Consider the following 17,144-nt stretch of genomic DNA (forward strand, 5'->3'; position numbering starts at 1 on the left):
CTTACAGTGTTTTTATTACAGATTATCCAATTGGTTATCGGTTCCATTTTCGCTTATTGTCCAAAAGAATCCAACAAAAAAGAACTGATCTGCTGCTGGTCTTAATGCTCTTCTAGCATAATTACCATTACTGTCTGGTACATCTGCATATTGATAACCATTTATATTTTTGATTCCTAAAACATTGTTTACTGAAAAATATAATATCTTTTGTTGCGAAATCAAATATGACCAATTCAGACTTAAGCTGTTATAAGATTTCGTTTTTTGATTTAAAAAACCTTCAATATTTGGGTTTGTATAAGTTCTACCAGATGCAAAACCATAACTCATTCCAACTTGACTTTTCCAATTTTCAATCCAATATTTTGTTACTACTGAAAGGTTATGAGTGTTAACAAAATTTGGAGTTGCTGTTGCTGGGTAATTTTTATAATTTCTTTCACTATCCAAATAGCTATAACTTATCCAATAATCTAAGTTATTGATGCTTTTATTGTCTCTCCAGAACAAATCTATACCTTTAGCATAGGCCGTTCCAGAATTTGAATAATTGCTAGAAAAATCTGCATATTCAGTATCGAATTTAATTAAATCATCATATTGTTTATAATATGCTTCTGCTCTAAATATTTTCCCATCATTATTTAATTGATAATTTAAAATATAATGCCTTGTGCTTTCAGCGTCTAAATCTTGATTAAATTTTAAAATATTATTATTCGGATTCTGATAAAAATTCCCATAAGCTAGAGATATTTGACTTTTAGCTGAAGTTTTATAAGCTAAAGACATTCTAGGAGATAAGGTTAATTCTTTAAATAAATCGCTATATTCTAATCTTAATCCCGCTTTTAATGCTAAGTTTTTTGAAAAGAATATATCTGCTTCAGAATAAACAGCAGTTATATTATTTTTAAATCCATAAGAGACTTCATTTATAACAGGATTGTCATAATTTTCTTTAAAATTAGTTGAAAAATATTCTGCTCCAATATTTAATTTAAATCTACTACTAAAATTGTGTTTTAATTTAAATTTGGCATGAAATGAATTTTCTTTATCATCAATTTTATCGTCTATGACTTCAAATTTACTATAGTTATAAGTATAGCTTAAACCACCAAAAACAGACCAATTATCATTCAAAACACCCTTATATGAACTATTGAAATATAAATTTTTATTTTTTAATTTATTATGTATTCCTTCTGGAAAATTAATGTCTTCTTGAATAAGATCAAAACTACTAAACTCAAATGCAGAATACATTTTAAGTAACCCTTGACTTAAATTTTTTCTAAAAACAGCCTCACCAGATCCTCCTTGAAAAGGTTTTATCCAATGGTTTCTATCTGGAAACAAAGCAATATATGGAGCTAGATTAATATAGGCTCCATTAACACTTAAAGAACTTGATTCCCATTTTTCGGTGTGCCCTAAAGCAGCTCCAACACTCATAATTCCAATATCTGTTTTCTCTTGGTTTGGTTCTTCAATAGTATTTAATAGTAAAACAGAAGATAAAGCTTGGCCATATTCTGCTGAATAACCTCCTGTAGAAAAAGTAATTCCATCAAATAAAAAAGGAGAATATCTACCTCTAGTTGGAGTATTGTTTGTAGTAGGTACATAAGGTGTAAAAACACGAATGCCATCAATAAAAATTTGGGTTTCTTCTGCTTCCCCTCCTCTAACAAATAGTCTTCCATCTTCGGCAACTGTAGTAGTTCCAGGTAAAGTTTGTAATGCTCCAACAAAATCTCCTAAAGCGCTTGCTGTTGTTACCACATCTAATGGCTTTAATACAGAAATCTTACTATTATCACCTGCTGAAAATGTTCCAGCTGAAATAACCACAGTATCTAATGCATTTATATCTTCACGAAGTTCTATTTGCAAATTGTTTAATTCTGAAACTTCTTTGGTAAGAGATAAAGTTTCAAAAGAAAGAAATGATACTTTTAAAGTATTTTCTCCTGATGCATCTGTAATAAATGAAAATTCTCCTTTATCGTTGGTAGTACTACCATCATAAGTACCATCTAAATACACATTGGCTCCTTCTATTGGATTATTTTTATTATCCAACACTTTTCCACTTACAATAGATTGAGAAACTCCAGAAATAGAGCTGAATAATAAAATGATAAAAATGAATAATCTCATTTGGCTAGTTTTCTGTTCGATTGTTCGATGTATATGACAAATCTCTTTTATTAATGAAAAAACAGAAACTAAAAATGACTGAATTGTAATAATTGTATGATGAATTGAATATATTTGATTTTAACCCAACAATGATGCTTACAAAAACCGAAAAAAACTTCTCAATATTATTTATTATACTTTTAGCTTTTGAAATTGCAACATCAAGTATCGATAGTACTGCAAGTCTAAACTATATTGCAAAACCAGCATTACTAATTTCTTTAATAGTATATTTTTATAAGCAGAGTAACCATATAAATAAAACAATTAAAAAATTTACTTTATTAGCATTGTGTTTTTCTCTTTTGGGAGATATTCTTCTGATGTTTGTAAGCCAATCTCAAAACTTTTTTATAGGTGGTTTGATAGCTTTTTTAACAGCTCATATTTTTTATGTATTGGTGTTTTTAAAACAAAGAAATCGATCAAAAAGAGGTACCCTCTTTATTACACTTATGCTACTATATGGAACTCTATTATTTTATATTTTGAAAGATACTTTAGGCGAAATGTTACTTCCAGTTATCATGTATATGATTGTTATTTTAACTATGGCAACTTCAGCATTTTTAAGAAAAGATCAAGTAGTTAAATATAGTTTTATTTTGGTTTTTATTGGAGCAATTTTATTTATGATTTCGGACAGTATTCTGGCTTTAAATAAGTTTTATCAACCATTGCCTTTTTCAAATTTTAGTATTATGTTTACATATGCTTTTGCACAGCTTTTTATCGTTTTCGGGCTCTTAAAACAACCATAGGTTTTTTCTATAACAAATAGTTATAATATTGTATTCCATGCACTTACAAGGTTTATTTAAATTATAAATTTAATTTTTTAAAAGGTCTTATAATTAGCCTTGCTGCTTTATCAAAATTGATATAATTGTACGTCCAATTAAAGAAAACTACTACTCTATTTCTAAATCCAACTAAAGACATTAAGTGAACAAACATCCAAACAAACCAAGCAAAAAATCCAGCAAATTTATAAGCTTTTAAATCTACTACTGCTTTGTTTCTACCTATGGTTGCCATAGAACCTTTATCCTTATATTCAAATTTTATTAAAGGCTTACCTTCTATTAATTTGATCAAATTTTTACCTAATAATTCACCTTGTTGGATTGCAGGTTGAGCTACTTGAGGATGACCATTTGGATACTCTTCAGTTTTCATTAATGCAATATCTCCAAGAGCAAAAACATTTCTAAATCCTTCTACTTGATTATACCTATTAACTAGATATCTGTTTGTTTTTTCAACTAAAGAATTTATAGGCAAACCAATTATTGGGTTTCCAGTAACTCCAGCAGCCCAAATTAACGTTTCAGATTCTAATATTAAATCTGTATTGGTTGAAACTTTTAAGCCATTATAATCTTTAACAAACGTGTTACAATGTACAACAACACCTAACTTTTCTAAAAACTCTAAAGATTTTTTTGACGCATGATCACTCATTGGAGGTAACAGCCTTGGACTACCTTCTAATAAATGGATTTGCATATCGCTAGGATTTAAATCGTGATAATCTCTAGGAAGGATATGATTTTTAAGTTCTGCAATTGCACCTGCTAGCTCTACTCCAGTAGGACCTCCACCTACTATCACAAAGTTTAAAAATGCATTTCGCTCATCTTTAGTATTGGCAATAGTCGCTTTTTCAAAATTTTGAAGAATTAAGCTTCTAATATTTAAAGCTTGAGGAACCGTTTTCATTGGCATACTATTAAATTCAATAGCTTTATTACCAAAATAATTCGTTTTTGTTCCTGTAGCAATTATCAAATAATCGAATACTAAATTTCCAATATCTGTTATTACTTTATTTGAAGAAACATCAATAGAATTTACTTTAGCCAATCTAAAAAACGTGTTTTTTTGCTTTTTTATAATTTTTCTTAAAGGATAGGCAATAGAATCGGGTTCTAATCCAGAAGAAGATACCTGATATAATAATGGCTGAAACGTATGGTAATTATGTTTGTCTAATAAAACAACCTGTACTTTTTTATTAGCTAGTTTTTTAACTAAACTAACACCAGCAAAGCCTCCACCAATAATAACAATTCTAGGAAATTCAGATTTTGGGATATTCATAATATGCAAAAAAAAATCTATACCAAAGATACAATTTAAGCCTGTTAAACACTATTTTTAAATAATGTTTCAAGAATTTGTAACAAATTAAATAATATACTACTTATAGTATAACTAAACTAACAGTTTGAATAAAGAGTTAGAACATAATTTTATAGAAGAACTAGAGAAGAATCAAAACATTGTGCATAAGGTTTGTAGAATTTATACGAACAACCAAGAAGCACATAACGATTTATTTCAAGAGATAACCATTCAACTTTGGAAAGCCTATCCGAAATTTCGAGGCGATTCAAAATTTAGTACATGGATGTATCGTGTTGGTTTAAATACTGCCATTACGCTTTATAGAAAACGTAAACGCTCTATAAAAACTGAAGAATTTGATGCATTTCAATATAAAATATCTTCTGAACCATACGACGATACTGAAGAAGAGCAGTTAAAACTGCTTTATAAAGCAGTACATCAATTAAACGATATTGAAAAAGCGCTTGTGTTCCTTTATTTAGAAGACAAGAACTATAAAGAAATTAGTGAAACAATAGGAATTAGTGAAGTTAACGCTAGAGTTAAAATGAATCGTGTAAAGACAAAACTAAAAACTATTTTAAATCCGTAATCATATGGATGAATTAGAATTATTAAAGAAAGACTGGAAAAAGAATGAGGATACAAAATATCCTAAGCTTTCCTATAATGAAATTTATAAGATGATATTAAAAAAATCCTCTTCAATTGTTAAGTGGATTTTTATTATCAGTTTATTAGAATTTGGTTTATGGACAGCCATCTCTTTTGCTTTTAAAAACACTGAATATAATAAGCGTTTTGAAAGTTATCATGCTGAAAACATCATGATTCCATTATTAGTATTGGGTTATATAATCTTAGCTTATTTTTTCTATAAGTTTTACATGAATTACAGAACTATTTCGGCAACTGATAGTGCTAAAGTTTTAATGGAAAATATCTTAAAAACAAGACGAACCGTAAAACAATACGTAGGTTTTAATTTAATCTATTTAGCACTTTCTGCATTTGTTGCTTTAGGAGTTCAGTTTGATAGAGATCAAGAAATGATTTCTCTAATTGAAAAAGCATCAGCAAATGGTGAAGTCTTTAAATTTTATGCGCTTACAATTATTATAACCCTTGTGTTTTTAGCAGTGTTAATTGCAATTATACTTGGATTCTACTACTTGATTTATGGCATTTTATTAAAACGATTAAATAGAAATTACAAGGAACTTAAAAAACTTGAAGTTTAATTAATAATTATCCTCAAGACGCCATTTTCGTTGTTTATTTAATTCTTCTGTTTCTTCTAATTCTTCTCTTGGAATTACTTTTAAGAAAGATGGATGTTGCTCGATTGCATATTCAATTTTCTCTACAATATCTGCAATACTCTCGTTTTCATAATCAATTTCTAAAGGCTGTTTAATTTCAAACGTCTGTAAGATATTTTTCTTTTTAACTCGTAGTCCTTTTTTATCAAAAGAACGTCTAAATCCATCAATTACAATAGGCACCACAATTGGCTTGTAATGTTTAATAATATGTGCAGTTCCTTTTCTAATTGGCTTAAATGGTGTTGTTGTACCTTGTGGGAAAGTAATTACCCAACCATCGTCTAATGCTTTTTTTATGTTGGAAATATCACTCATTTTTACTTGGCGTTTTACATCTTCGCCTTTAGATCTCCAAGTTCTTTCTATACTAATAGAACCAGCATACGCCAATATTTTAGGCAGCAAACCAGATTTCATAGTTTCTTTTGCTGCTACATAATAGATATTTAATTTTGGGTTCCATAAGTATCCTATATTTTTAATGTTGTCTTCTCTATTACTTAAGCTAGCATTAAAAACATGAAACATGGCAACAACATCTGCAAAATAAGTTTGATGATTTGATATAAAAAGGACATTGGTTTCTGGTAGGTTTTTAATTATTTCAGAACCCTCAATTTGAAGCTCATTGAACCCTCTAAATCTCCTGTGAGAAAGAGAGCCAATAATTCTAATAACCCATTTTTTAATAAAAAGTATATGTCCGAAAGGATTTCTTTTAAACAATCCCATAAAAGATTTTTTCTTAGTTAGATAATACAAAGGTAATAAAAACTGAACCTTTACAGGAGTTGTTTTAACAAGTCTTTAATTTCGCTTAACATCATAGCTGTTGCTCCCCAAACAATATGACCATTTAAATTAAAAGCTGGAACTATAACACTTTTATTATAAGATGTTGCTACAGATTTCTGAACCACATTCATTTCATTTATAAAGTCTTGTAGAGTAATCTCTAATATGTCTTCTACTTCATCATCTTGTTTAATAAAACTTGGAGTTATTCTGGAAATACCTATAAACGGTTGCACAAAAAAATTACTCGGTGGAATATAAACCTGTGTTAATTTCTTTAAAACTTTAATATGCTTTTCAGGTATGCCAACTTCTTCAAAAGTTTCCCTTACGGCAGCTGCTTCTATTGAGACATCTGTATCTTCAAGTTTTCCTCCAGGAAAGCCCACTTGTGCAGAATGAACTCCTTTATAAGTTTTACGCAATATCAATACTAAATGCGTTTGCTGAGCATGATTAGGATAAAACAAAGCCATTACTCCAGCTTTTCTAGCATCTTTTATCAGGTGTTTTTGTCTTTCTTGTAAAGCTTCTCTAAAAGGTGGAGACATTTTTAACTGAGATGGTTCGGCTGGAAGTGGTATATTTTCTATTTTTGAAATTAGCTTACAAAATTTATCAAATTCCATAGTATTCTATTTGGCATCTAAAAACTTAAGCAACCATTAATAAATCTGATTTTATAAAACATCAACATTCATTTATGAAGTATTATTTTCTAGTTATAGTTAGTTTATTTTTTTTGAATTGTGAAGATAAACAATCTCATAAAAAAACAAATATCGTAACTGAAGTTTCCAATATAAAAGTAGTAAAAGATACTATTTCTTTAAATACAGAAGAATCTACTTTATTAACTGACGAAAATGTTATGGAGTTTTTTCTTCAATATGAAAAGACTAATAAAGAGAATAAAGTTAGAATAACAACACGTTTTGGTGATATTGACATATTGTTATTTAATGAAACTAAATTTCATCGTGCTAATTTTATTTATTTAACAAAGCAAGGTTATTTCGAAAACACACAATTTTATCGAGTTATAGATAATTTTATAATTCAAGGAGGAAATTCGGACAATTCTGAAACAGCAAAAAAAAGGAATAAAATTGGAAAATATTTATTACCAACAGATACCAAACGTGGTTTTAAACATGATAGAGGTGTTATAAGTATGCCAAGTGGTGAGATAGATAATCCATACAAACTAGCTTCTCCATTTGAGTTTTTTATTGTTCAACAAGAAGGAGGAGCTCATCATTTAAATGGCGATTATACCATTTTTGGAAAAGTAATTAAAGGCATGGATGTTGTTGACCAAATTGCTAAACAAAAAACAGATAAAGGAGATTGGCCTCTTAGGAATATCTATATAGAAAAAGTTGAAATTATTAATTGATGGCTTAGATGTTTTTTTAACGGAGTAATAATAAATTCTCTTGCTTTTTCGTCTAAATTAATCCTTATATAAACTTGGGAAACTTATTTTAAACTTAACTGCTAGCAATCTAATAACAATTACAATCGCGCCAGCAAATGCAAAAGCTAAATCTACTTCAATAGGTAATTTCTTAATTAAAAAATACGAAAAACCTCCAACAATACAAGCTGTTGCATATATTTCTTTTCTAAAAATAACTGGAATTTCACTACAAAGAATATCTCGAATAACTCCACCAAAACATGCAGAAATAGTACCTAGAGCCACACATATTATAGGATCTAATCCAGCCAAAACACCTCTTTCAACACCTACAACTGTATATAACCCAATTCCAATAGTATCGAATAACAATAAAGATTTTCTTAAATAATCTAACCTCCTTCTAAATACAACTGCAAAAATGGTAGATGCAATTATAACATATGTATAGGTCATATTTTCCATCCAACTTACAGGTGTGTGGCCAATTAAAATATCTCGAAGTGTTCCTCCTCCTACTGCAGTAACAAAGGCAATAATTAAAATTCCAAATGGATCCATTCTTTTATTTAGTGCTACCAAAACACCAGAAATAGAAAAGGCAATGGTTCCTAAAATATCTATAGTATAAAACATATATTATAATATTCTGAATATAAAATTCACTTACTAATTTGCTGCAAAATAAAGGTAAATACAGACAATAATGAAGATTCTTTTAAATAAATTCAGTTAAAAAAATAACATTTAGATTCGAATAATTATCCGTTAACAACAATTCAAGCCTATTTATTTACAATTGAGTAAGTAATCTTATTCTTGTCCAAATTTTATCTCGACATTTGAAGTGTATTGTCAATAAAAAATCAATAAATGAAAACTCTAGCATTAATTTTATCCCTTGTTTTAACAACTTCATTAAATCTTGCACAAGACAATATAGAAACTTACAGTATTGCAATAAAAATTGATAACGCTTTAAACAATGATGGCCATATGCTAATTGGGCTGCATAATGCAGATACTTTTATGAAAGGAAAAGGAATACAAAATTCTAAAAGTAAAATTACAGATGGTGTTGTAAACATAACATTTGAAAACGTTACGCCAGGAATTTATGCCATAATGGTTTTACATGATGCAAATGATAATGGGAAAATGGATTTCGATACATCAGGAATGCCAAAAGAATCTTATGGCATGTCTAACAACCCAATGCTATTTGGACCTCCAACTTTTACAGATGCTAAATTTGAACTTTTAAATGAAGACAAAGAAATAATCATCAGATTTTAATTTCATGCTACTTATAAAACGTTTAATAGCTGCCTTAATCGATTATTTAATAATTCTGTTATATGGTTTTATATTATTCACATTAACAACTACTATTTATTCTTTAGACAATCTTACATTAAATATAAACCCAATTAATGGACAGTTAATTGGGTTTATAAGTTTAACACTCCCAGTGTTTTTATATTTCTACTTTATGGAGTCTAGTAAACTCAAAGCATCTCTTGGTAAGATGATTTTAAAAATTCAAGTAGATACAAAAAAAGGATCTATTTTAAAACGAAATATATTTAAGTTTTTACCTTGGGAAATAGCACATATAGGTGTGCATTTTATGTTTCATTACAATTCTATTGGTTCTACTGAACCTGTTTGGATTTGGATTATTCTTATATTGCCACAAATTATTGCTCTATTATATTTTTTAAGCATATTGTACACAAAAGGTAATAGTAGTATTTACGATTATTTGGCAAAGACCTGCATTAAAATTAAAATATAAAAAAGCGACCAAAAAAAAACATGGTCGCTTTTTTATTTACTTTTAATTATTCTTTTTTATACTGTCTCGCCTAACCATGCTTTCATCATCCAAACCGTTTTTTCTTGTTCAGTGATAAAATCGCTCATCATTGAATTTGTTCCTTCATCGTTAGCATCCCCAGATTTTTCTAATATGGCGCGTTCAATTTGTAATAATTCATATAAAGAATCTACAATTAAACGAACTGCTTTTTCATCTTGAGACACATTTTTACCTACTGGTACTCTTGCAAGTTTTGAGTAATCTTCAAATGTATGTAATGGAGTTTCACCTAAGGTTAAAATACGTTCTGCTATTTCATCAACTTTTAAGTTTGCATCTGTATATAACTCTTCAAACTTAACATGCAAATCAAAAAAACGTTTACCTTTAATATTCCAATGAATTCCTCTTAAATTCTGATAATATATTTGAAAATTAGCCAATAATCCGTTTAAGTCTTGTGCTAATTCCTTCGTTTTATTTTGTTCTAATCCAATGCTATTTAAACTCATAATTATATTGTTTTTTTATTATCTACTACAAATTTAATCTATAATTAACATTCTTTTCTATAAATTTTATTGATAGTTTTTATATTTTTATAGTCTAAATTGATAGACATGACTATTACACAATTATATTACATATTAGCAGTTGCGGAAAACCAGAATTTCACAAAAGCAGCAGAAAAATGTTTTGTGACCCAACCGACCTTAAGTATGCAAATTCAAAAACTAGAAGATGAATTAGATGTTTTAATTTTTGATAGAAGTAAAAAACCTATAGAGCTAACTGAAGTAGGTAGAAAAATAGTAACCCAGGCAAAAAACATTGTTAATGAATCTTACAGAATTCAAGACATTGTAGATCAACAAAAGGGATTTATAGGTGGCGAGTTTAAGCTAGGTATAATTCCAACCATTATGCCTACACTTTTACCAATGTTTTTGAAGGCCTTTATTAAAAAGTATCCAAAAATTAAACTTAAAATTGAAGAGCTTACTACAGAAGAAATTATTTCTAGACTAAATGAAGGTCATTTAGATGCAGCAATTGCTGCAACACCTTTAGAAATTGAAAGCATAAAAGAACGTGTGTTATATTTCGAACCATTTGTAGGTTATATTCCAGAACATCATAGATTGCATAGCAAACAAAAGATAAACACTTCTGATTTAGATATTGATGATATGCTATTGCTTGAAGATGGACATTGTTTTAGAGATGGTGTTATAAACCTTTGTAAAACATTTAAAAGTCAAGTAGATTCACATTTTCAATTAGAAAGTGGCAGTATTGAAACCTTAATAAAACTTTCTAATGAAGGGTTAGGAATGACACTACTACCCTATTTACACACTTTAGATTTAAATGAAAAATCTAAACAAAATCTACATCATTTTAACGAACCAAGTCCAGCTAGAGAAGTAAGTCTAATTTACCATAAGAGTGAACTTAAAATGCAAATAATAGAAGCCATGCAAAGTGTTATTTCTGGAATTATAAGAGGTGCTATTAAATTCCAAAACGTGGAAATAATTAGTCCGTTACCAAAATAAAGAAGGCGACCATTTGGTCGCCTTCTTTATTTTATGTTTTTAAATAGATTAGACATTGATTTAAGTCGGGATTTTGCTGGACAAGAGATTGAATAAAAATCTTTAACTCTTCAATTTCATAAGGTAATAATCTTTGAAGGGCTTTTTGTACTTCCTTGCAAAACAACGTAGCATCAAAACTAACTTTATTAAGTACTGTTTTGGTGTACTCGAACATTGCTCTCGCCATAATTATTTTTAAGTTTTAGGTTTAATAAAAGTAGATTTGTTTTATAGGCTTATTAGTTTAGATATATATAAATTTAGTAAAAAAAAGGATTAGTTTTTAATTTAAACAAAATTTTAACAGTCCTTTTTTTTATTAAAATCTATTATCTCCATCCAATAAATCTCCTAAACCACCTAAAATACTACCTTCTCCTTTATCCTTCCCTCCTCCTTTTGGCGCAGAAGCTAAAACACGATCTGCTAATCTGCTAAATGGTAAAGATTGTATGTAAACAGTTCCTGGTCCTTGAAGTCTTGCGAAGAATAATCCTTCTCCACCAAAAATGGTGTTTTTAATACCTCCAATAAACTCAATATCATAATCTATATCTTGTGTAAAACCAATAATACAACCAGTATCCACTTTTAGTACTTCTCCTGCCTTAAGTTCTTTTTTAGCCATAGTTCCTCCAGCATGAACAAAAGCCATTCCATCTCCTTCCAACTTTTGCATAATAAAGCCTTCGCCTCCAAATAGTCCACGACCTAATTTTTTGCTAAATTCAATACCAACACTAACACCTTTTGCTGCACATAAAAAAGCATCTTTCTGACAGATAAATTTACCTCTAAAATCTGTTAAATCTATTGGTATTATTTTTCCAGGATAAGGGGAAGCAAAACTGACATTTCTTTTTTCGGAAAGTGAATTATAAAAAGCTGTCATAAACAAACTTTCACCTGTTAAAATTCGCTTTCCTGCTCCAAGAATTGACCCTAAAAACCCTTTATTTTGAGTGGAACCATCCCCAAAAATAGTTTCCATCTTAATACCATGATCCATCATCATAAAACTACCTGCTTCTGCTACTACTCCTTCTTGTGGGTCCAACTCAATTTCTACAAATTGCATTTCTTCGCCATGTATTTTGTAATCGATTTCGTGTGCTGTCATAATTTTATTTTTTAGTTAATACTACAAATAAGTAGCTAAAAATATTTTTTGTTACACTTAAGTTCTGACTTTCATTGACCAAGTAAAGCTAAATCTAGAAACTTCTTCATCTTTACTATTACTTCCAACAACATTAAGTGTTACTGTTTGTCCTTCTCCTGTTTTTATGGCTTCTTCTATAACTGAATCTATTAAATCTCCTTCATGGCATTCGAAAGTAATTCTTCCGGTAGCTTTTTTAGAATAGCTTGCGTCATTCTTAACTAAAAGCATAGCAATATTTTTGTCTGTAGCCTTTATTTTATTTATTATTAATGCACCTGTAGTAAGTTCGGCTGCCATACCTTGTACTGCCCAAAACAAAGATTTAAACGGATTTTGATTAATCCATCTATGCTTCACTGTTACAATACATTTTACATCGTCAATATACTTTGTACGAACACCAGTGAAATAAGCTGCTGGTAATTTAAAAAGTAAAAAGGCATTAAGTTTTCTTGGAGTTATCTTCATTTTATAGTTTAAAAGATTAAAAAAGTTTAACCTACCAAAGATAAGATTTCAAAAATTATAGTGATTATTTCTTTTCAACTATAAAAGCTGGAGGGTATTTTGTAGTAAATAAACCGTTCCAACTACTTGCAAACATAATTTTTGAACCATCTCTATTAGGTACTGCATGAGGCTCTTGTTGATAATTATCTTGATAGGTTGCATGATGATACCCATATCGTTCAATGGTATTACTATCATCTAATCTAATTGCAAATACTTCCTTTCCTGCAATAGTATCATCGGCACAACAACCCTCACTTACGTATGCATAACCAGGTCTTAAATTATTTCTGCATGAAATATGTCCTCCCCAAACTCCATAACCTTCTGTGTAATGAAATAAAGGTGTGGTATGTCCATCTGAAAGTCTTACCATTTTCATATAGTAATCTTTTTTTCTTGTGATTGAATCTCCAAAAGCCACATATACTTCATCACCATAAGCATCTATTCCTAAATCTGAATGAGTCGTAAAGTTTGTTAAATGTCTTTTCTTTGTTAAATCTATTTGGTATACTTTTAATCCTTGGTTTTCTTCTGAACCATCTTCAGAAAAAGCTGATACTGCAAAATTACCTAATGGACTTACTGAAAACCAAGCTATATTAATTCTACCTATAAAATTAGTTCCAACTATTTTATTGTTTATTATATCGAAAACAATTAATGTTAGATCTTTATCATTTACACCTATAAGTCCAATATATTTATCATTATAAGAAGTATTACCTTTATTAAGTCCATAACTTATTTTTTCAAACTCATTAAAAATGTAAAGAGTTTGATTTCTATTAGTAGTTAAATTATACGAAACCAACCTATTATCTTTAATCCCATACATAATATTTGGATTGGTATTAGACCAAGTTGCAGAGCTAGGAATATTTGCCCATTTTACAAACTTATAATTACTTCCATTGAGAATTGCTGCAGGATATCCTGAAAGTTTAATATATGATCCATCACTATTCCAAGGTGAATCTACACTATAATGATGACGTAATTTTTGACTATCCTCTCTTATAATATCAAGATCGCTAATTTTGGTAACTTGAACATCAAATTCATTAATAAATGATTCTAAATACTTAGGTGTATTTGAAGGTTGAATATATACTTTCCATGTAATATCCATTATATTTTCTCCAACAGGATATGTTTGAGAGATACAAAGCATACTAACTAAAAACAATATATAAGTCAATTTTTTAATCATACTTAAACTATTAGGTGGAATGTTTAAATTATGCTTCAATTTAATAAAAATATTGACACCTAAATTTGTTAATTTTTTGTTAATTTTTAGTACTTTGTATTGCATAATACCTTCTTTTAGACATATATTTGCATAAGAAACTATTATATGCTTTTAAAATGTTAGATAATCATCAAAAAAATATTGCCACATTTATCCATCTTTCTACATTCTCTAGGTTCATTATTCCATTAGGAAATTTTATTGGTCCTTTAATTTTATGGATTGCTAATAAAGATAAATCGGAATTTGTTGATGCACATGGAAAACAGGCAATTAATTTTCAGATAAGTATTTTATTGTATGCTATTATTTTAGGAATGATAACCATCCCATTTTTTATTTTCAACTTATTTAATGGTTTAGACTTTATTAATATTGATTCGTTTGACAGTATTCACTTAAGTCTTACAAAACCTTCTCCTCTTTTGTATATAACAGGAGGATTAGGAATTATAGCATTTATTGGATTTATACTAGAATTAGTTTTTATTGTTAAAGCAAGTTTAGCTGCAAAAGATGGAGACTATTACAAATATCCATTAACAATAAACTTTTTAAAATAACAATCATCAATCAAATCAATTAAAAAATGAACAGTTTTAAAAATTTAAATCGCTTTAGAATATGAAGATAGAAAACACAAAGGCACAAATGCGAAAAGGTGTTTTAGAATACTGCATTTTATCTGTCCTTAAAGACGAGGATGCATATGTTGCAGAAATATTAGACACGCTTAAAGACGCTAAATTGTTAGTAGTTGAAGGGACTATTTATCCTTTACTAACTCGCCTTAAAAATGCAGGCCTTCTCAATTATAGATGGGAAGAATCAACCTCTGGACCACCAAGAAAATATTATGGTCTTACAGAAACAGGAAAATTGTTTCTAAATGAATTAAACACGACTTGGAGTGAATTACAAAATGCAGTTAATATAGTAACCAGACAAAAAAACACGAAATAATGAATAAAACAGTCAACATAAATTTAGCAGGTGTATTTTTTCATATTGATGAAGATGCATACATAAAACTACAACGCTATCTTGAGGCTATAAAACGTTCATTTACAGACTCTCAAGGACGATCTGAAATCATTGCTGATATTGAAGCAAGAATTGCTGAGCTTTTTAGTGAACGTGTAAAACACGAAAAACAAGTTATTAGCAATAAAGAAGTTGATGAAGTGATTACAATCATGGGACAACCAGAAGACTATCTTGTTGATGACGAAATTTTTGAAGACGAACCAAAATCGTATCATAGTCGAACATATTCTGGACGTGCAAAAAAATTATTTAGAGATACTGACAACTCTTATATTGGAGGTGTAGCATCAGGACTTGGACATTACTTAGGTATAGATGCTCTTTGGGTTAGATTACTTTGGATTTTGTTAGCAATTGGTTCTGGTGGAACTTTTATCTTTATCTATATTTTGTTCTGGATTTTGGTTCCTGAAGCAGTTTCTACTGCAGATAAGCTAACCATGACAGGAGAACCTGTGAATATTAGCAATATCGAAAAAAAAATCAAGGACGGATTTGAAGGTGTATCAGATGCAGCAAAAAACGTATCTGATACCATTTCAGAAAAAGCTAAAGATGTTACTAATTCTGTAAATGAAGCTGCTAAAAACGTTAATTTTCAAAAACAAGGAAATCGGTTAAAATCAACTTCAAAATCGTTTTTTGATACCATTGGAGATATCATTATGTTTTTCCTTAAAGTCTTTTCAAAATTTATTGGTATCATGCTAATAATAGTTGGTGCAGCTACCTTAATTGGATTAATAATTGGATTCTTTACTGTTGGAGCTACAGACTTAATTCATGTTCCTGGATTCGATTTTATTGATGCTGCTAATGCAGCTAATACACCAATCTGGCTTATATCTTTATTAATGCTTTTTGCAATAGGAATTCCATTCTTTTTCTTATTCTATTTAGGATTAAAAATTCTAATCAACAATTTAAAATCAATTGGAAACATTGCTAAATTTTCATTATTAGGTATTTGGTTTATAGCTATCATCAGTTTAATTGTTATTGGTATAAAACAAGCAAGCGAACATGCTTTTGATGCGAGCGTTAACAGTAAAGAAGTTCTATATATTTCAGCTAATGATACGCTTAGAGTAAAAATGAATACAAACGATACCTATAAGAATAAAGCTTATAGAAGTGGCCATTCTGTGAAATTAGTTTACAATGATAACGATGAAAAAATAATTTATTCATCAGACATTAGATTGATAGTAAGATCTACAAAAGATAGTTTAGCTTCTATAAGAATAGAAAAAAGGGCTGAAGGAAGTAGCTATCAGCAAGCTAAAGAAAGAGCAAATAATATTAATTACAATTATATTTTAAACGGTAATGAACTTTTATTAGACGCTTACCTAACAACAGCTTACGAAAATAAATTTAGCGATCAAGAAGTAGAGCTTATATTATATCTACCAGAAGGGTTAACATTATATGCAGATGACAATACCTATAGCTTTCACAGAAATTCAAGTTATTACGATGACATTTTAGATAATGGTATGGAAGAACATTATTTGATAATAATGAATAATGAAATTCTTTGTTCAGATTGTCCTGATGATGAATATAAAGTTAGAGTTAATATCAATGACGAATCACATATTAGAATAAATGAAGATGGATTAGAAATAAAATCTATTGATTCTAACTTAGAAATTAATGATGAAGGAGTAAAAGCTGAAAGCGAAAGTGTTCGAGTAGATATAAATGAAAATGGTATTAATATAACCTCAGAAGAAAATAATACAGTTGAGGAATAATTTCTAACAATTCAGAAAAGTATACTTTATAAATATTAATTATAAAACAATCTTTGAATCATCAATCAAAAAAATAATCAATCAAAAAACGAAC

Annotated in this window: 20 protein-coding genes; 10 read left to right on the plus strand and 10 right to left on the minus strand. The window is 29.0% G+C overall.

Going from position 1 to position 17,144, the window contains the following annotated elements; genetic code table 11:
- Nucleotides 1-15 precede the first annotated feature (15 nt).
- On the minus strand, nt 16-2,169 hold the full coding sequence (locus FVF61_RS09200; protein WP_148455565.1) for a TonB-dependent receptor: 2,154 nt from the start codon (nt 2,167-2,169) through the stop codon (nt 16-18).
- Between the two features lie 131 nt (nt 2,170-2,300).
- Between FVF61_RS09200 and FVF61_RS09205 the strand changes: the two genes are divergently transcribed.
- Nucleotides 2,301-2,972 carry a lysoplasmalogenase gene (locus FVF61_RS09205; protein WP_233586766.1) on the plus strand — a complete coding sequence of 224 codons (672 nt, stop codon included), beginning with the start codon at nt 2,301-2,303 and terminating at the stop codon, nt 2,970-2,972.
- A gap of 61 nt (nt 2,973-3,033) precedes the next feature.
- On the opposite strand, the gene FVF61_RS09210 is transcribed toward FVF61_RS09205, so the two are convergent.
- Complete coding sequence (locus FVF61_RS09210) at nt 3,034-4,314, minus strand: NAD(P)/FAD-dependent oxidoreductase (protein WP_148455567.1); 1,281 nt, start codon at nt 4,312-4,314, stop codon at nt 3,034-3,036.
- A 127-nt stretch (nt 4,315-4,441) separates the two neighbouring features.
- Here FVF61_RS09210 and FVF61_RS09215 point away from each other — a divergent pair, with 127 nt between their 5' ends.
- Together FVF61_RS09215 and FVF61_RS09220 are read left to right on the plus strand one after the other, a co-directional pair.
- Nucleotides 4,442-4,936: an RNA polymerase sigma factor gene (locus FVF61_RS09215; protein WP_148455569.1), complete on the plus strand. Its 495-nt coding sequence runs from the start codon at nt 4,442-4,444 to the stop codon at nt 4,934-4,936.
- Nucleotides 4,937-4,940: 4 nt separating this feature from the next.
- Entirely contained in the window at nt 4,941-5,585 is a 645-nt protein-coding gene (locus tag FVF61_RS09220) for a hypothetical protein (protein ID WP_148455571.1), read from the plus strand.
- Here FVF61_RS09220 and FVF61_RS09225 read toward each other — a convergent pair whose 3' ends face one another.
- Complete coding sequence (locus FVF61_RS09225) at nt 5,586-6,401, minus strand: lysophospholipid acyltransferase family protein (protein ID WP_148455573.1); 816 nt, start codon at nt 6,399-6,401, stop codon at nt 5,586-5,588. It lies immediately after the preceding gene.
- Nucleotides 6,402-6,451: 50 nt separating this feature from the next.
- Nucleotides 6,452-7,093 (minus strand): NUDIX hydrolase, encoded by a 642-nt coding sequence (locus tag FVF61_RS09230; protein WP_148455575.1) that lies wholly within the window; start codon nt 7,091-7,093, stop codon nt 6,452-6,454.
- A gap of 74 nt (nt 7,094-7,167) precedes the next feature.
- Between FVF61_RS09230 and FVF61_RS09235 the strand changes: the two genes are divergently transcribed.
- The gene (locus FVF61_RS09235; protein ID WP_148455577.1) at nt 7,168-7,863 is read left to right on the plus strand and encodes a peptidylprolyl isomerase; all 696 of its coding nucleotides are present in this window, start codon (nt 7,168-7,170) and stop codon (nt 7,861-7,863) included.
- Between the two features lie 57 nt (nt 7,864-7,920).
- On the opposite strand, the gene FVF61_RS09240 is transcribed toward FVF61_RS09235, so the two are convergent.
- On the minus strand, nt 7,921-8,523 hold the full coding sequence (locus FVF61_RS09240; RefSeq protein ID WP_148455578.1) for a trimeric intracellular cation channel family protein: 603 nt from the start codon (nt 8,521-8,523) through the stop codon (nt 7,921-7,923).
- A gap of 237 nt (nt 8,524-8,760) precedes the next feature.
- Here FVF61_RS09240 and FVF61_RS09245 point away from each other — a divergent pair, with 237 nt between their 5' ends.
- Both FVF61_RS09245 and FVF61_RS09250 read left to right on the plus strand, forming a co-directional pair.
- Nucleotides 8,761-9,183: a DUF2141 domain-containing protein gene (locus FVF61_RS09245; RefSeq protein WP_148455580.1), complete on the plus strand. Its 423-nt coding sequence runs from the start codon at nt 8,761-8,763 to the stop codon at nt 9,181-9,183.
- A gap of 4 nt (nt 9,184-9,187) precedes the next feature.
- Complete coding sequence (locus FVF61_RS09250; protein WP_148455582.1) at nt 9,188-9,685, plus strand: RDD family protein; 498 nt, start codon at nt 9,188-9,190, stop codon at nt 9,683-9,685.
- A gap of 56 nt (nt 9,686-9,741) precedes the next feature.
- On the opposite strand, the gene FVF61_RS09255 is transcribed toward FVF61_RS09250, so the two are convergent.
- Nucleotides 9,742-10,221, minus strand: a complete 480-nt coding sequence (locus FVF61_RS09255) for a Dps family protein (protein ID WP_148455584.1) — start codon at nt 10,219-10,221, stop codon at nt 9,742-9,744.
- Between the two features lie 108 nt (nt 10,222-10,329).
- Between FVF61_RS09255 and FVF61_RS09260 the strand changes: the two genes are divergently transcribed.
- Nucleotides 10,330-11,268, plus strand: coding sequence for a LysR substrate-binding domain-containing protein (locus tag FVF61_RS09260; RefSeq protein ID WP_148455586.1), 939 nt, complete (start codon nt 10,330-10,332; stop codon nt 11,266-11,268).
- A gap of 31 nt (nt 11,269-11,299) precedes the next feature.
- Here FVF61_RS09260 and FVF61_RS09265 read toward each other — a convergent pair whose 3' ends face one another.
- The 4 genes from FVF61_RS09265 to FVF61_RS09280 all read right to left on the minus strand — a co-directional run bounded on the left by FVF61_RS09265 (nt 11,300) and on the right by FVF61_RS09280 (nt 14,306).
- On the minus strand, nt 11,300-11,497 hold the full coding sequence (locus FVF61_RS09265) for a hypothetical protein (protein WP_148455588.1): 198 nt from the start codon (nt 11,495-11,497) through the stop codon (nt 11,300-11,302).
- Nucleotides 11,498-11,629: 132 nt separating this feature from the next.
- Nucleotides 11,630-12,430, minus strand: coding sequence for a TIGR00266 family protein (locus tag FVF61_RS09270; RefSeq protein ID WP_148455590.1), 801 nt, complete (start codon nt 12,428-12,430; stop codon nt 11,630-11,632).
- A gap of 57 nt (nt 12,431-12,487) precedes the next feature.
- Nucleotides 12,488-12,943: a DUF4442 domain-containing protein gene (locus FVF61_RS09275; RefSeq protein ID WP_148455592.1), complete on the minus strand. Its 456-nt coding sequence runs from the start codon at nt 12,941-12,943 to the stop codon at nt 12,488-12,490.
- Nucleotides 12,944-13,007: 64 nt separating this feature from the next.
- Nucleotides 13,008-14,306, minus strand: a complete 1,299-nt coding sequence (locus tag FVF61_RS09280) for a T9SS C-terminal target domain-containing protein (protein WP_233586769.1) — start codon at nt 14,304-14,306, stop codon at nt 13,008-13,010.
- A gap of 23 nt (nt 14,307-14,329) precedes the next feature.
- Here FVF61_RS09280 and FVF61_RS09285 point away from each other — a divergent pair, with 23 nt between their 5' ends.
- The 3 genes from FVF61_RS09285 to FVF61_RS09295 all read left to right on the plus strand — a co-directional run bounded on the left by FVF61_RS09285 (nt 14,330) and on the right by FVF61_RS09295 (nt 17,050).
- Complete coding sequence (locus tag FVF61_RS09285; protein WP_317131665.1) at nt 14,330-14,806, plus strand: DUF4870 domain-containing protein; 477 nt, start codon at nt 14,330-14,332, stop codon at nt 14,804-14,806.
- A gap of 61 nt (nt 14,807-14,867) precedes the next feature.
- Entirely contained in the window at nt 14,868-15,206 is a 339-nt protein-coding gene (locus FVF61_RS09290; protein ID WP_148455596.1) for a PadR family transcriptional regulator, read from the plus strand.
- Nucleotides 15,206-17,050, plus strand: coding sequence for a PspC domain-containing protein (locus FVF61_RS09295; RefSeq protein WP_148455598.1), 1,845 nt, complete (start codon nt 15,206-15,208; stop codon nt 17,048-17,050). Before FVF61_RS09290 ends, FVF61_RS09295 begins: the two co-directional genes overlap by 1 nt.
- The last annotated feature ends 94 nt before the right edge of the window (nt 17,051-17,144 follow it).

The organism is Xanthomarina maritima (assembly GCF_008084905.1).
GTDB lineage: Bacteria > Bacteroidota > Bacteroidia > Flavobacteriales > Flavobacteriaceae > Xanthomarina > Xanthomarina maritima.

What these genes read in the sequence shown, in the direction of transcription:
- FVF61_RS09200 (WP_148455565.1), bottom strand. Translation starts at nt 2,169, where the DNA reads ATGAGATTATTCATTTTTATCATTTTATTATTCAGCTCTATTTCTGGA.
- FVF61_RS09205 (WP_233586766.1), top strand. Translation starts at nt 2,301, where the DNA reads ATGATGCTTACAAAAACCGAAAAAAACTTCTCAATATTATTTATTATA.
- FVF61_RS09210 (WP_148455567.1), bottom strand. Translation starts at nt 4,314, where the DNA reads ATGAATATCCCAAAATCTGAATTTCCTAGAATTGTTATTATTGGTGGA.
- FVF61_RS09220 (WP_148455571.1), top strand. Translation starts at nt 4,941, where the DNA reads ATGGATGAATTAGAATTATTAAAGAAAGACTGGAAAAAGAATGAGGAT.
- FVF61_RS09225 (WP_148455573.1), bottom strand. Translation starts at nt 6,401, where the DNA reads ATGGGATTGTTTAAAAGAAATCCTTTCGGACATATACTTTTTATTAAA.
- FVF61_RS09230 (WP_148455575.1), bottom strand. Translation starts at nt 7,093, where the DNA reads ATGGAATTTGATAAATTTTGTAAGCTAATTTCAAAAATAGAAAATATA.
- FVF61_RS09235 (WP_148455577.1), top strand. Translation starts at nt 7,168, where the DNA reads ATGAAGTATTATTTTCTAGTTATAGTTAGTTTATTTTTTTTGAATTGT.
- FVF61_RS09240 (WP_148455578.1), bottom strand. Translation starts at nt 8,523, where the DNA reads ATGTTTTATACTATAGATATTTTAGGAACCATTGCCTTTTCTATTTCT.
- FVF61_RS09245 (WP_148455580.1), top strand. Translation starts at nt 8,761, where the DNA reads ATGAAAACTCTAGCATTAATTTTATCCCTTGTTTTAACAACTTCATTA.
- FVF61_RS09250 (WP_148455582.1), top strand. Translation starts at nt 9,188, where the DNA reads ATGCTACTTATAAAACGTTTAATAGCTGCCTTAATCGATTATTTAATA.
- FVF61_RS09255 (WP_148455584.1), bottom strand. Translation starts at nt 10,221, where the DNA reads ATGAGTTTAAATAGCATTGGATTAGAACAAAATAAAACGAAGGAATTA.
- FVF61_RS09260 (WP_148455586.1), top strand. Translation starts at nt 10,330, where the DNA reads ATGACTATTACACAATTATATTACATATTAGCAGTTGCGGAAAACCAG.
- FVF61_RS09265 (WP_148455588.1), bottom strand. Translation starts at nt 11,497, where the DNA reads ATGGCGAGAGCAATGTTCGAGTACACCAAAACAGTACTTAATAAAGTT.
- FVF61_RS09270 (WP_148455590.1), bottom strand. Translation starts at nt 12,430, where the DNA reads ATGACAGCACACGAAATCGATTACAAAATACATGGCGAAGAAATGCAA.
- FVF61_RS09275 (WP_148455592.1), bottom strand. Translation starts at nt 12,943, where the DNA reads ATGAAGATAACTCCAAGAAAACTTAATGCCTTTTTACTTTTTAAATTA.
- FVF61_RS09280 (WP_233586769.1), bottom strand. Translation starts at nt 14,306, where the DNA reads ATGCAATACAAAGTACTAAAAATTAACAAAAAATTAACAAATTTAGGT.
- FVF61_RS09290 (WP_148455596.1), top strand. Translation starts at nt 14,868, where the DNA reads ATGAAGATAGAAAACACAAAGGCACAAATGCGAAAAGGTGTTTTAGAA.
- FVF61_RS09295 (WP_148455598.1), top strand. Translation starts at nt 15,206, where the DNA reads ATGAATAAAACAGTCAACATAAATTTAGCAGGTGTATTTTTTCATATT.